The sequence below is a fragment of the Mesorhizobium sp. M2D.F.Ca.ET.226.01.1.1 genome (assembly GCF_004022705.2).
In the GTDB taxonomy this organism is placed as follows: domain Bacteria; phylum Pseudomonadota; class Alphaproteobacteria; order Rhizobiales; family Rhizobiaceae; genus Mesorhizobium.
The window spans coordinates 45,099-58,022 of the sequence record NZ_RZOY02000006.1 but is presented as its reverse complement, the minus strand read 5'-3'; the positions used below and the strand labels follow the sequence as shown (position 1 = coordinate 58,022).

At 63.4% G+C, this 12,924-nt stretch carries 11 protein-coding genes; all 11 read left to right on the top strand.

Going from position 1 to position 12,924, the window contains the following annotated elements; genetic code table 11:
* Positions 1-2: 2 nt before the first annotated feature.
* Entirely contained in the window at positions 3-1,193 is a 1,191-nt protein-coding gene (locus EN869_RS15320; RefSeq protein WP_127228805.1) for an NADH-quinone oxidoreductase subunit D, read from the top strand.
* 1 nt (position 1,194) lies between these two features.
* Complete coding sequence (locus EN869_RS15315; protein WP_127228804.1) at positions 1,195-2,505, top strand: NADH-quinone oxidoreductase subunit E; 1,311 nt, start codon at positions 1,195-1,197, stop codon at positions 2,503-2,505.
* Positions 2,506-2,515: 10 nt separating this feature from the next.
* On the top strand, positions 2,516-3,820 hold the full coding sequence (gene nuoF, locus EN869_RS15310; RefSeq protein WP_127228803.1) for an NADH-quinone oxidoreductase subunit NuoF: 1,305 nt from the start codon (positions 2,516-2,518) through the stop codon (positions 3,818-3,820).
* A gap of 74 nt (positions 3,821-3,894) precedes the next feature.
* Entirely contained in the window at positions 3,895-4,569 is a 675-nt protein-coding gene (locus EN869_RS15305) for an NADH-ubiquinone dehydrogenase (protein WP_127228802.1), read from the top strand.
* Between the two features lie 74 nt (positions 4,570-4,643).
* A complete protein-coding gene (nuoG, locus tag EN869_RS15300; protein WP_127228801.1) occupies positions 4,644-6,725 on the top strand; it encodes an NADH-quinone oxidoreductase subunit NuoG in 2,082 nt (693 codons plus the stop codon).
* 2 nt (positions 6,726-6,727) lie between these two features.
* A complete protein-coding gene (gene nuoH / locus EN869_RS15295; protein ID WP_127228800.1) occupies positions 6,728-7,771 on the top strand; it encodes an NADH-quinone oxidoreductase subunit NuoH in 1,044 nt (347 codons plus the stop codon).
* Entirely contained in the window at positions 7,771-8,262 is a 492-nt protein-coding gene (nuoI, locus tag EN869_RS15290; protein WP_127228799.1) for an NADH-quinone oxidoreductase subunit NuoI, read from the top strand. Before nuoH ends, nuoI begins: the two co-directional genes overlap by 1 nt.
* A 229-nt stretch (positions 8,263-8,491) precedes the next feature.
* The gene (locus EN869_RS15285; protein ID WP_127228798.1) at positions 8,492-9,112 is read left to right on the top strand and encodes an NADH-quinone oxidoreductase subunit J; all 621 of its coding nucleotides are present in this window, start codon (positions 8,492-8,494) and stop codon (positions 9,110-9,112) included.
* Position 9,113: 1 nt separating this feature from the next.
* Positions 9,114-9,422, top strand: a complete 309-nt coding sequence (gene nuoK / locus EN869_RS15280; RefSeq protein ID WP_127228797.1) for an NADH-quinone oxidoreductase subunit NuoK — start codon at positions 9,114-9,116, stop codon at positions 9,420-9,422.
* An 11-nt stretch (positions 9,423-9,433) separates the two neighbouring features.
* Positions 9,434-11,407 (top strand): NADH-quinone oxidoreductase subunit L, encoded by a 1,974-nt coding sequence (nuoL, locus tag EN869_RS15275; protein WP_127228796.1) that lies wholly within the window; start codon positions 9,434-9,436, stop codon positions 11,405-11,407.
* Positions 11,407-12,912, top strand: a complete 1,506-nt coding sequence (locus EN869_RS15270) for an NADH-quinone oxidoreductase subunit M (protein ID WP_127228795.1) — start codon at positions 11,407-11,409, stop codon at positions 12,910-12,912. The genes nuoL and EN869_RS15270 overlap by 1 nt, the downstream gene beginning before the upstream one ends.
* Positions 12,913-12,924: the final 12 nt, after the last annotated feature.

The following is a 12,924-nucleotide window of genomic DNA, read 5'->3' as shown; positions in this document are numbered from 1 at the left end:
GAATGGCTGAGACCTCCGTTCGTAATTTCAACATTAACTTTGGGCCTCAACACCCTGCAGCGCACGGTGTTTTGAGGTTGGTTCTCGAGCTGGACGGCGAGGTGGTCGATCGCGTCGATCCGCATATCGGTCTGCTGCATCGCGGCACCGAGAAGCTGATCGAGGCCAAGACCTATCTGCAGGCCGTGCCTTATCTCGACCGGCTCGACTATTGCGCGCCGATGAATCAGGAGCATGCCTTCGCGCTCGCGGCCGAGCGCCTGCTCGGCATCGAAGTACCGAAGCGCGGCCAGCTGATCCGCGTGCTCTATTCCGAGATGGGCCGCATCATGTCGCACATCCTCAATGTGACGACGCAGGCGATGGACGTCGGTGCGCTGACGCCGCCGCTGTGGGGCTTCGTCGAGCGCGAAAAGCTGATGGTGTTCTACGAGCGCGCCAGCGGCTCGCGCATGCATGCGGCCTATTTCCGGCCGGGCGGCGTGCACCAGGACCTGCCGCAGAAGCTGGTCGAGGATATCGGCAAATGGATCGACCCGTTCCTGAAGTCGATCGACGATCTCGACGCGCTTTTGACCGGTAACCGCATCTTCAAGCAGCGCAATGTCGACATCGGCACAGTGTCGCTGGCCGACGCCTGGGCTTGGGGCTTTTCGGGTGTGATGGTGCGCGGCTCGGGCGCCGCCTGGGACCTGCGCAAGGCGCAGCCCTATGAATGCTATTCCGAGATGGATTTCGACATCCCGATCGGCAAGAACGGCGACTGCTACGACCGTTACCTGGTGCGCATGGAAGAGATGCGCCAGTCGGCCAAGATCATGCGCCAGTGCGTCGATTTGCTGCTCGGCAAGGAAAGCACTGGACCGGTGTCGAATCTCGACGGCAAGGTGGTGCCGCCGAAGCGCGCGGCGATGAAGCGCTCGATGGAAGCGCTCATCCACCACTTCAAGCTCTACACCGAAGGCTATCGCGTGCCGGCCGGCGAGGTCTATGCCGCCGTCGAGGCGCCGAAGGGCGAATTCGGCGTCTATCTCGTCTCCGACGGCACCAACAAGCCCTATCGCTGCAAGCTGCGCGCGCCCGGTTTCGCTCATCTGCAAGCGATGGATTTCCTGTGCCGCGGCCACATGCTGGCCGACGTCACCGCCGTGCTTGGCTCCCTCGACATCGTGTTTGGTGAGGTCGATCGCTAAAATGTCAGTTCGCCGTCTTGCAGATGCCAGCGACCAGCCAGCCTCCTTCGCCTTTAACAAGGCGAATGCGGCGGCGGCTGAGCAGTGGATCGCCAAATATCCGAAGGGGCGCGAACAGTCGGCCATCATCCCGTTGCTGATGATCGCGCAGGAGCAGGAAGGCTGGGTCACCAAGGCGGCGATCGAGACGATCTCCGACATGCTCGGCATGCCGCGCATCCGTGGCCTCGAGGTCGCAACCTTCTATACGCAGTACCAGCTCAATCCGGTCGGCACCCGCGCGCATGTCCAGGTCTGCGGCACCACGCCCTGCATGCTGCGCGGCTCGGAAGCGCTGATGGATGTGTGCCGGTCAAAAATCCATCACGACCAGTTCCACACCAACGACAAGGGCACGCTGTCGTGGGAGGAGGTCGAATGCCTCGGCGCATGCGTCAACGCGCCGATGGTCATGATCTTCAAGGACACTTTTGAAGACCTGACGCCTGAGCGGCTGGCCGAGATCATCGATCTCTACGACGCCGGCAAGGGCGCCGAGGTGAAACCCGGTCCGCAGAATGGCCGCCACGGCTCCGAGCCGGCAACCGGGCTGACAACGCTGACCAGCGAAAAGGCGATCCTGAAGTCGACGCGCGACAAGGAAGCCAAGGCTGCCGCGAAGGCGGCCAAGGATGCCGCCGCGGTGGCGCCGGCTGCAGCCGCTACCAATGTCGTCTCGCAGGCGGCGCCCGCCGCGCCGCCGGCCTCCGGTCCGGTCGCGCCGTCCAAGTCCGGCAAGCCGAAAACCGATGCGCCAGAGACCAGCCCGGCGTTGACGACGCCGTCGCCGGTCAAGGTCGCTCCGGCCACCGAGAAGGCGGCCAGCGTCAGGGCGCCGCGCCATTCGGCGGCCAATGCCAATCAGGCTTCTCCGGAAGTCGAGGCCGTTTCAAAGCCGCGCAGCGGGCCGAAAAACAAGGCCGAGCCGGCCGCCGCCTTCAAGGCGCCGGAAACCAAGCAGCCGGTCGCCAAGACGGCGAAGCCTTCGCTCGAGGACAAGAACCGCCCCGCCGGCATCGAGCGCCCGGCGACGGTCGACGACCTCAAGCTGATCTCCGGCGTCGGGCCGAAGATCGAAGCGACTCTGCATACGCTCGGTATCTACACCTTCGCGCAGGTCGCCGCCTGGAAGAAGGCCGAGCGCGAATGGGTCGACGGCTATCTCAGCTTCCACGGCCGCATCGAGCGCGACGACTGGGTGAAGCAGGCCGAGGCGCTCGCCAAGGGCGGCGTCGCCGAATACATCCGCGTCTTCGGCAAGAAGCCGGTCTGAGGGACGACAAATGCTTCAGGACAAAGACCGCATCTTCACCAACATCTACGGCCTCTTCGACACGTCGCTGGCCGGCGCGCAGTCGCGCGGCATCTGGGACGATACGCCAGGCCTCATCGCCAAGGGACGCGACTGGATCGTCAACGAGATGAAGGCTAGCGGGTTGCGCGGCCGCGGCGGCGCCGGCTTCCCGACCGGCCTGAAATGGTCGTTCATGCCCAAGCAGAGCGACGGCCGGCCGAGCTACCTGGTCATCAACGCCGACGAATCCGAACCCGGGACCTGCAAGGACCGCGACATCCTGCGCAACGACCCGCACACGCTGGTGGAGGGCGCGCTAGTCGCCGGCTTCGCCATGGGCGCGATCGCCGCCTACATCTATGTGCGCGGCGAGTTCATCCGCGAGCGCGAGGCGCTGCAGCGCGCCATCGACGAGGCCTATGCGGCCAAGCTGATCGGCAAGGGAAACACGTCCGGCTACGACTTCGACGTCTACATGCATCACGGCGCAGGCGCTTATATCTGCGGCGAGGAGACGGCGCTGCTCGAAAGTCTGGAAGGCAAGAAGGGCCAGCCGCGGCTGAAGCCGCCATTCCCGGCCAATGTCGGCCTCTATGGCTGCCCGACGACGGTCAACAATGTCGAGTCGATCGCCGTGGCGCCGACCATCCTGCGTCGGGGTGCTGCCTGGTTCTCGTCCTTCGGCCGGCCGAACAATGCCGGCACCAAGCTGTTCTGCGTCTCCGGCCACGTCAACAACCCGTGCACCTTCGAAGAAGCGATGTCGATCCCGTTCCGGGAACTAATCGAGACGCATTGCGGCGGCATCCGCGGCGGCTGGGACAATCTTTTGGCGGTCATTCCGGGGGGCGCTTCGGTGCCGCTGGTGCCGGCCGAGCAGATCATCGACGCGCCGATGGATTTCGATGCGCTGCGCGACCTGAAATCCGGTCTCGGCACGGCGGCTGTCATCGTCATGGACAAGTCGACCGATATCGTGAAGGCGATCGCCAGGCTCTCCTACTTCTACAAGCACGAAAGCTGCGGCCAGTGTACGCCGTGCCGCGAAGGCACCGGCTGGATGTGGCGGGTGATGGAGCGGCTGGTGCGCGGCGAGGCGCAGAAGCGCGAGATCGACATGCTGCTCGACGTCACCAAGCAGGTCGAGGGCCACACGATCTGCGCGCTGGGCGACGCGGCAGCTTGGCCGATCCAGGGCCTGATGCGGCATTTCCGCGGCGAGGTGGAACGCCGCATCGACGAGTTTTCGCGCAACGCCCACCGGGTCGAGCCGGTGATGGTGGCCGCGGAATAAGATTTTGAATATGGGCGAAGGCCCAAGACTGAAAGCAGGGGCGGGGCATACGAAGAAACGACCAGGAGAATTCTATGGCGCCGTATTCGATACCCTATCCGTTCATACCTGATTTGGACCAACTCGAGAAAATGAACCAGGACCTGACCAAGATGATGCCGAAGGAGATGGCCAGCGCCGTCAACCTTTTGGCGCATCCGGTCGCGGGCGCCGCCGCGATGTCGGCGCTCGGCATCGGTCTTGCCAACCATGCCGTCGGTATGTGGATGGGGGCGTTCACCGGCGCGCTGGAAGCCTCGCAGCGCATGTTCCAGCCGTTCCTCGACGACCTAGAGGCGCAGAACGAAGCGGCCGCCAACTCGTCCAAGGCGCGCAAGGCGACCGAGACGCTGATCGCCAAGGCGCAGACCTTCGCCCGTGACGTCACCGACATCGCGGCGACCGCTACCGAAAAGGCCATCGGCGCCGACGCCGTCGAGGAGCCGGCCGCAGCCGCGCTGATGCCGGAAGATTTCCGCCAGCCGAAGGCGATCGACAAGCCGGCGACGCCATCGGATCTGAAAGCGATTTCGGGTATTGGACCGAAGCTGGAGAAGGTGCTCAACGGTCTCGGTATCTGGACTTATGACCAGATCGCTGCATGGACGTCGCAAGAGGTCGCCTGGGTGGAAGATTATCTGTCGCTCGCCGGCCGCATCGGCCGCGACGACTGGACTGGCCAGGCGGCGGCGCTGGCCGCGGTTAAGTGAATTGACATGCCGGGCGCGGTTCGAGTCGCGCCCGGAAGATAGAGATTGCGGACATCCGCAGAGGTTTGAGGCGAATGGCAAAGCTAAAGGTCGACGGGAAAGAGATCACGGTACCCGACCATTACACGCTGCTGCAGGCGGCCGAGGACGCCGGCGCGGAAGTGCCGCGCTTCTGCTTCCACGAGCGGCTGTCCATCGCCGGCAATTGCCGCATGTGCCTGATCGAGGTGAAGGGTGGCCCGCCTAAGCCGCAGGCGTCCTGTGCCATGGGCGTGCGCGACCTGCGCCCCGGCCCGAATGGCGAGCCGCCGGAAATCTTCACCAACACGCCGATGGTCAAGAAGGCCCGCGAAGGCGTGATGGAGTTCCTGCTGATCAACCATCCGCTCGATTGCCCGATCTGCGATCAGGGCGGCGAGTGCGACCTGCAGGACCAGGCGATGGCCTTCGGCGTCGATTCCTCGCGCTATCACGAGAACAAGCGCGCGGTCGAAGACAAGTATATCGGCCCGTTGGTCAAGACCGTGATGAACCGCTGCATCCACTGCACGCGCTGCGTCCGCTTCACCACCGAGGTCGCCGGCATTTCCGAGCTCGGCCTGATCGGCCGCGGCGAGGATGCCGAGATCACCACCTATCTCGAACAGGCGATGACCTCCGAGCTGCAGGGCAATGTCATCGACCTTTGTCCGGTCGGCGCGCTGACCTCCAAGCCGTTCGCCTTCCAGGCGCGGCCGTGGGAGCTGACCAAGACGGAATCGATCGACGTCATGGACGCCGTCGGCTCGGCGATCCGTGTCGACTCCAGGGGTCGCGAAGTGATGCGCATCCTGCCGCGCGTCAACGAGGCGGTGAACGAGGAGTGGATCTCCGACAAGACCCGCTTCATCTGGGACGGCCTGCGCACGCAGCGCCTCGACCGGCCGTATGTGCGCAAGAACGGCAGGCTAGCGCCCGCAAGCTGGGCTGAAGCCTTCGCCGCGATCAAGGACGAGGTGGGCAAGACGGCGCCCGAGCGCATCGGCGCGATTGCCGGCGATCTCGCGGCCGTCGAGGAAATCTACGCGCTCAAGCTTCTGATGAGCGCTCTCGGCTCGAAGAACATCGATTGCCGCCAGGACGGTGCTGCGCTCGATCCCTCGCTTGGCCGCGCCAGCTACATCTTCAACCCGACCATCGAAGGCATCGAGCAGGCCGACGCAGTGCTGATCATCGGCGCCAATCCGCGTTTCGAGGCTTCTGTGCTCAACGCCCGCATCCGCAAGCGCTGGCGCGTCGGCAATCTGCCGGTCGGCGTGATCGGCGAGATCGGCGACACTCGCTACGACTATGAGCTGATCGGCGCCGGTCCGGAATCCCTGAAGGGTCTTACGGACGGCAACGGCAAGTTCTTCGAGGTGCTGAGCAAGGTCACGCATCCGCTGATCATCGTCGGCCAGGGCGCGCTGGCGCGCGGGGACGGTGCGGCCGTGCTCGGCCAGGCGGCAAAGCTCGCAACCGCCGTCAACGCGGTCACCGCCGACTGGAACGGCTTTGCAGTGCTGCACAATGCGGCGGCACGCGTCGGCGGCCTCGATGTCGGCTTCGTGCCTGGCGAGGGCGGCAAGAACGTCGCCGGCATGCTGGGCGACACCGACGTGCTCTTCCTGCTCGGCGCCGACGAGATCGACATGGCCAGGACCGGCGGCGCCTTCGTCGTCTATATCGGCACGCATGGGGATGCCGGCGCGCATCGCGCCAACGTCATCCTGCCGGCCGCCGCCTACACGGAAAAGTCCGGCACCTATGTCAACACGGAAGGCCGCGTGCAGCAGACCAACCGCGCCGGCTTCGCCCCTGGCGAGGCGCGCGAGGACTGGGCGATCCTGCGGGCGCTGTCGGACGTGCTCGGCAAGAAGCTGCCCTTCGATTCGCTGGCGCAGCTGCGCGCCAAGCTCTATGGCGAGTTCCCGCATCTTGCCCGCATCGACCAGGTGCAGGCCGGCAGCGGCGACGACATCGCCAAGGTGGCGAAGCTCGGCGGCCGGCTGAACAAGGGAACCTTCACCTCTCCGGTGAAGGACTTCTATCTCACCAACCCGATCGCGCGGGCGTCGGCCGTGATGGCCGAATGCTCGGCGCTGGCCAAGAGCGGCTTCAAGCAGGCAGCGGAATAAGCATGGAAACCTTCTTCTCCTTCTACGTGCTCCCGGCGCTGCTGATCCTGTTGAAGTCGGTCGTGCTGATCGTTGTGCTTCTGATCGGCGTCGCTTACCTGCTCTATGCCGACCGCAAGATCTGGGCAGCTGTGCAACTGCGTCGCGGCCCGAACGTCGTCGGCCCGTGGGGAACGCTGCAGGCCTTTGCCGACCTGCTGAAATTCGTCTTCAAGGAGCCGGTGATCCCGTCGGGCGCCAACAAGGGCGTGTTCCTCCTGGCGCCGCTGGTATCGGCGGTGCTGGCGATTTCGGCCTGGGCGGTCATCCCGGTCAATGAGGGCTGGGCGATCGCCAACATCAATGTCGGCATCCTCTATGTCTTCGCCATCTCCTCGCTCGAGGTCTATGGCGTGATCATGGGCGGCTGGGCGTCGAATTCCAAATATCCGTTCCTCGGTGCGCTGCGCTCGGCCGCGCAGATGGTGTCCTACGAAGTCTCGATCGGCTTCGTCATCGTCACCGTGCTGCTCACCGTCGGCTCGCTCAACCTCTCCGACATCGTCATGTCGCAGCAGGATGGTCTTGGCACGCGGCTCGGCCTGCCCAACACCTTCCTCGACTGGCACTGGCTGTCGCTGCTGCCGATGTTCGTGATCTTCTTCATCTCGGCGCTTGCCGAGACGAACCGCCCGCCCTTCGACCTGGTGGAGGCGGAATCGGAACTCGTCGCCGGCCATATGGTTGAATATTCGTCGACGCCATTCCTGCTCTTCTTCCTCGGCGAGTATGTCGCCGTCGTCCTGATGTGCGCGCTGGCGTCCATCCTGTTCCTCGGCGGCTGGCTGCCGCCGTTCAACTTCGCGCCCTTCACCTGGGTACCGGGTGTTATCTGGTTCGTGCTGAAGATCTGCCTGATGTTCTTCATGTTCTCGATGGTAAAGGCTTTTGTGCCGCGCTACCGCTACGACCAGCTGATGCGGCTGGGCTGGAAGGTCTTCCTGCCGATCTCGCTGTTCATGGTCGTGGCCACCGCGGCCTTCCTCAAGATCACGGGGTTTGCGTGATGTCCGCTCTGGCCCAAGCCGCAAAGTCGCTGCTGCTGAAGGATTTCGTCGGCGCCTTCTTCCTGTCGATGCGCCAATTCTTCGCACCGAAGGAAACGATCAACTATCCGCACGAAAAAGGGCCGACCAGCCCGCGCTTCCGTGGCGAGCATGCGCTGCGCCGTTATCCGAACGGCGAGGAACGCTGCATCGCCTGCAAGCTTTGCGAGGCGATCTGCCCAGCGCAGGCCATCACCATCGAGGCCGGACCGCGCCGCAACGACGGCACGCGCCGCACGGTGCGCTACGACATCGATATGGTGAAATGCATCTATTGCGGCTTCTGCCAGGAAGCCTGCCCAGTCGACGCTATCGTCGAGGGCCCGAATTTCGAATTCGCGACCGAGACGCGCGAGGAACTCTACTACAACAAGGAAAAGCTGCTCGCGAACGGCGATCGCTGGGAGCGGGAACTGGCGCGCAATATCGCGCTGGACGCGCCGTATAGGTGATTAGTGGGCTTCTCCCCGTTTGCGGGGAGAAGATGCCGGCAGGCAGATGAGGGGCGGCGCCAGCTTCTGGAAACTTGGCCTTATCCCTCATCCGGCCCTTCGGACCACCTTCTCCCGTAAACGGGGAGAAGGAACAAGAAAGTGGACGGCGCAACGTCGTCCGTCTAAGGAACACGCGGTTTCGAACCGGAGGCGGGTCGGAGTCGGAATTTTGAACCCGGGGAATCCCATGCTGACTGGATTAGAGGCGGCCTTCTTCTACCTCTTCGCCTTTATCGCCGTGGCGTCGGCCTTCATGGTCATTTCGTCGCGCAACCCCGTGCATTCCGTGCTGTTCCTGATCCTCACCTTCTTCAACGCAGCCGGCCTGTTCATGCTGACCGGCGCCGAGTTCCTGGCGATGATCCTGCTGGTCGTCTATGTCGGCGCAGTGATGGTGCTCTTCCTGTTCGTCGTCATGATGCTCGACGTGGACTTCGCCGAGATGAAGCAGGGCGCCCTGCAATATGCGCCGATCGGCGCGATGGTTGGGTTGATCCTGGCGGCGGAGCTTATTGTCGTGCTCGGCGGCTACACCTTCGCGCCGCAGCTCGCCTCGACGGTCGCCAAGGCGACGCCGGATCTTGCCGCGCGCTCCAACACGGCGGCGCTCGGCGACATCCTCTATACGGACTACCTCTATTACTTCCAGATTTCCGGCCTGGTGCTGCTGGTCGCCATGATCGGCGCCATCGTGCTGACGCTGCGCCACAAGGAAGGCGTCAAGCGGCAGTCGATCGCCGCCCAGGTCGCCCGCACGCCGGCGACGGGCATGGAAATCCGCAAGGTCAAATCGGGCGAGGGCATCTGAAATGGTCGTCGGCATTGCACACTATCTGACCGTATCGGCGATCCTGTTCACGCTCGGCGTGTTCGGCATCTTCCTGAATCGCCGCAACATCATCGTCATCCTGATGTCGGTCGAACTCATCCTGCTTGCGGTCAACATCAACTTCGTCGCTTTTTCGGCGGCGCTGCATGACCTCGTCGGACAGGTCTTCGCCCTGTTTGTGCTGACGGTCGCGGCCGCTGAAGCCGCGATCGGCCTTGCCATTCTTGTCGTCTTCTTCCGCAACCGCGGTTCGATCGCGGTCGAAGACGTGAGCACAATGAAGGGTTGACGGGAACCATCATGTATCAGGCTATCGTCTTCCTTCCGCTGCTTGGCTTCCTGATTGTCGGCCTGTTTGGCAATTCGCTCGGCGCCAAGGCTTCCGAATACATCACCTCCGGCTTCCTGGTGATCGCGGCGATCCTGTCGTGGATTGCCTTCTTCACCGTCGGCTTCGGCCATGGTGAGGTGTTCACCGTGCCGGTGCTGCGCTGGATCCAGTCGGGCGGCATCGATGCCTCCTGGGCGCTCAGGATCGACACGCTGACGGTGGTGATGCTGGTCGTCGTCAACACCGTGTCGGCGCTGGTTCATATCTATTCGATCGGCTACATGCACCACGATCCGAACCGGCCGCGCTTTTTCGCCTATTTGTCGCTGTTCACCTTCGCCATGCTGATGCTGGTGACGGCCGACAACCTCATCCAGATGTTCTTCGGTTGGGAAGGTGTCGGCCTCGCCTCCTATCTGCTGATTGGCTTCTGGTACAAGAAGCCGTCGGCCAATGCCGCGGCGATCAAGGCCTTCGTCGTCAACCGCGTCGGCGATTTCGGCTTCGCGCTCGGCATCTTCGGCGTGTTCGTGCTGTTCGGCTCGATCAATCTCAGCACCGTTTTCGCCAATGCCGCATCGTTCCTGCCGGCCGAAGGCGCGCCGGCGGGTGCGGCGGTGCTCACTTTCCTCGGTCATGCGCTCGACAAGCAGACGGCGCTGACCGTGGTCTGCCTGCTGCTCTTCATGGGCGCCATGGGCAAGTCGGCGCAGGTGCCGTTGCACACCTGGCTGCCGGACGCGATGGAAGGCCCGACGCCGGTCTCCGCGCTCATCCATGCCGCGACCATGGTGACGGCGGGCGTGTTCATGCTGGCGAGGCTGTCGCCGCTGTTCGAGCTGTCGCACACAGCGCTGACCGTGGTCACCTTCATCGGCGCCTTCACCGCCTTCTTCGCGGCGACGGTTGGTCTCGTCCAGAACGACATCAAGCGCGTCATCGCCTATTCGACCTGCTCGCAACTGGGCTACATGTTCGTGGCGCTGGGCGTCGGCGCTTATGGCGCGGCGATCTTCCATTTGTTCACGCACGCCTTCTTCAAGGCGTTGCTGTTCCTCGGCTCCGGCTCGGTCATTCATGCCGTGTCCGACGAGCAGGACATGCGCAAAATGGGTGGGTTGAGGACGCTCATCCCCAAGACCTACTGGATGATGATCGTCGGCACGCTGGCGCTGACCGGCGTCGGCATCCCGGCAACGGTGATCGGCACCGCCGGCTTCTTCTCCAAGGACGCCATCATCGCAACCTCCTTCGCCAGCCACAATGCGGTCGCCGCCTTCGCCTTCATCCTGCTTGTGGTCGCCGCCTGCTTCACCAGCTTCTACTCATGGCGGCTGATCTTCATGACCTTCCACGGCGAGCCGCGCGCCAGCCACGAGGTCATGCATCATGTCCATGAATCGCCGCCGGTGATGCTGGTGCCGCTCTATGTGCTCGCTGCCGGCGCACTGTTCGCGGGCATCATCTTCCACGGCGCCTTCATCGGCGAGGGCTATGCCGAATTCTGGAAGGCGTCGCTGTTCACGCTGCCGGACAATCACATCCTGCACGAGATCCACGAACTGCCGCTCTGGGTGGAACTGGCGCCGTTCGTCGCCATGGTGATCGGACTTGCGGTTGCCTGGAAGTTCTACATCCGCTCGCCGGAACTACCTCGCAGCGTCGCCGCCAACCACCGCCTGCTCTACGCCTTCCTGCTCAACAAGTGGTATTTCGACGAGCTATACGACCTCCTGTTGGTGCAGCCGGCCAAGCGCCTCGGCAGGTTCCTGTGGAAGACCGGTGACGGCACGATCATCGACGGGATCGGCCCGGACGGCATCTCGGCGCGCGTCGTCGACGTCACCAACCGGGTCGTCAAGCTGCAGACCGGCTATCTCTACCATTATGCCTTCGCCATGCTGATCGGCGTGGCCGCTCTCGTCACCTGGATGATGCTCTGATGACCGACTGGCCAATCCTCTCGCTGGTCACCTTCCTGCCGCTGGTTGGTGTTCTGCTCATCCTGTTCATCAGCGACGACAGCGAAAACGCGCGCCGCAACATCCGTGCGATCGCCTTCATCACGACGGCGTTCACCTTCGTGGTGTCGCTGTTCATCTGGACGGGCTTCGACAATTCGCAGGCCGGCTTCCAGTTCGTCGAGAAGCACGCCTGGCTGGATTCGGGCATCTCCTACCACATGGGCGTCGACGGCATTTCGATGCTCTTCGTCATCCTGACCACCTTCCTGATGCCGCTTTCCATCCTCGCGTCCTGGGACGCGATCGAGAAGCGGGTCAAGGCCTATATGATCGCCTTCCTGATCCTCGAAACGCTGATGATCGGCGTGTTCTGCGCGCTCGACATCGTGCTGTTCTACGTCTTCTTCGAGGCCGGCCTGATCCCGATGTTCATCATCATCGGCGTGTGGGGCGGCAAGCGGCGCGTCTATGCCTCGTTCAAGTTCTTCCTCTATACGCTCGCCGGCTCGGTGCTGATGCTGCTCGCCATCATGGCGATGTTCTTCCAATCGGGCACCACCGACATACCGACGCTTCTAACGCATTACTTCCCGGCCAGCATGCAGACCTGGCTGTGGCTCGCCTTCTTCGCCTCCTTCGCGGTGAAGATGCCGATGTGGCCGGTGCACACCTGGCTGCCGGACGCTCACGTCGAGGCGCCGACGGCAGGCTCGGTGATCCTGGCCGCCATCCTCCTGAAGATGGGCGGGTACGGCTTCCTGCGTTTCTCGCTGCCGATGTTCCCGGAAGCGTCGGCGATGTTCGCGCCGCTGGTGTTCACGCTCTCCGTCGTCGCCATCATCTACACCTCGCTGGTGGCGCTGATGCAGGAGGACATGAAGAAGCTGATCGCCTATTCATCCGTCGCGCATATGGGCTTCGTCACCATGGGCATCTTCGCGATGAACCAGGAAGGCGTGCAGGGCGCGATCTTCCAGATGCTCAGCCACGGCCTCGTCTCCGGCGCGCTGTTCCTGTGCGTCGGCGTCGTCTATGACCGCATGCATACGCGCGAGATCGACGCTTATGGCGGCCTGGTCAACAACATGCCGAAATACGCCACCGTGTTCATGGTGTTCACCATGGCCAATGTCGGCCTTCCGGGCACCAGCGGCTTCATCGGTGAGTTCCTGACCATGCTCGGCGTGTTCAGGGTCAACACCTGGGTAGCGTTCTTTGCAGCCACCGGGGTCATCCTGTCGGCTGCCTACGCGCTGTGGCTCTATCGCCGGGTGATCTTCGGGGCGCTGACCAAGGACAGCCTGAAGAACCTGCTCGATCTGTCGCCGCGCGAGAAAGCGATCATCTATCCGCTGGTGGTGCTGGTCATCTTCTTCGGCGTCTACCCGGCGCCGGTGTTCGACGCGACCGCCCAATCGGTCAAGACGCTCGTCACCAACGTCACCGCATCGATCAATTCCGCGCAGACCGCGGCGGCGAACTGACTGGGGAATAGA

Bases quoted from the DNA above. Each gene is read 5' to 3' on its own strand.
- EN869_RS15315 (WP_127228804.1), top strand. From the start codon at position 1,195: ATGTCAGTTCGCCGTCTTGCAGATGCCAGCGACCAGCCAGCCTCCTTC.
- nuoH (WP_127228800.1), top strand. From the start codon at position 6,728: ATGGAAACCTTCTTCTCCTTCTACGTGCTCCCGGCGCTGCTGATCCTG.
- EN869_RS15305 (WP_127228802.1), top strand. From the start codon at position 3,895: ATGGCGCCGTATTCGATACCCTATCCGTTCATACCTGATTTGGACCAA.
- nuoK (WP_127228797.1), top strand. From the start codon at position 9,114: ATGGTCGTCGGCATTGCACACTATCTGACCGTATCGGCGATCCTGTTC.
- EN869_RS15320 (WP_127228805.1), top strand. From the start codon at position 3: ATGGCTGAGACCTCCGTTCGTAATTTCAACATTAACTTTGGGCCTCAA.
- nuoF (WP_127228803.1), top strand. From the start codon at position 2,516: ATGCTTCAGGACAAAGACCGCATCTTCACCAACATCTACGGCCTCTTC.
- nuoI (WP_127228799.1), top strand. From the start codon at position 7,771: ATGTCCGCTCTGGCCCAAGCCGCAAAGTCGCTGCTGCTGAAGGATTTC.
- EN869_RS15270 (WP_127228795.1), top strand. From the start codon at position 11,407: ATGACCGACTGGCCAATCCTCTCGCTGGTCACCTTCCTGCCGCTGGTT.
- nuoL (WP_127228796.1), top strand. From the start codon at position 9,434: ATGTATCAGGCTATCGTCTTCCTTCCGCTGCTTGGCTTCCTGATTGTC.
- nuoG (WP_127228801.1), top strand. From the start codon at position 4,644: ATGGCAAAGCTAAAGGTCGACGGGAAAGAGATCACGGTACCCGACCAT.
- EN869_RS15285 (WP_127228798.1), top strand. From the start codon at position 8,492: ATGCTGACTGGATTAGAGGCGGCCTTCTTCTACCTCTTCGCCTTTATC.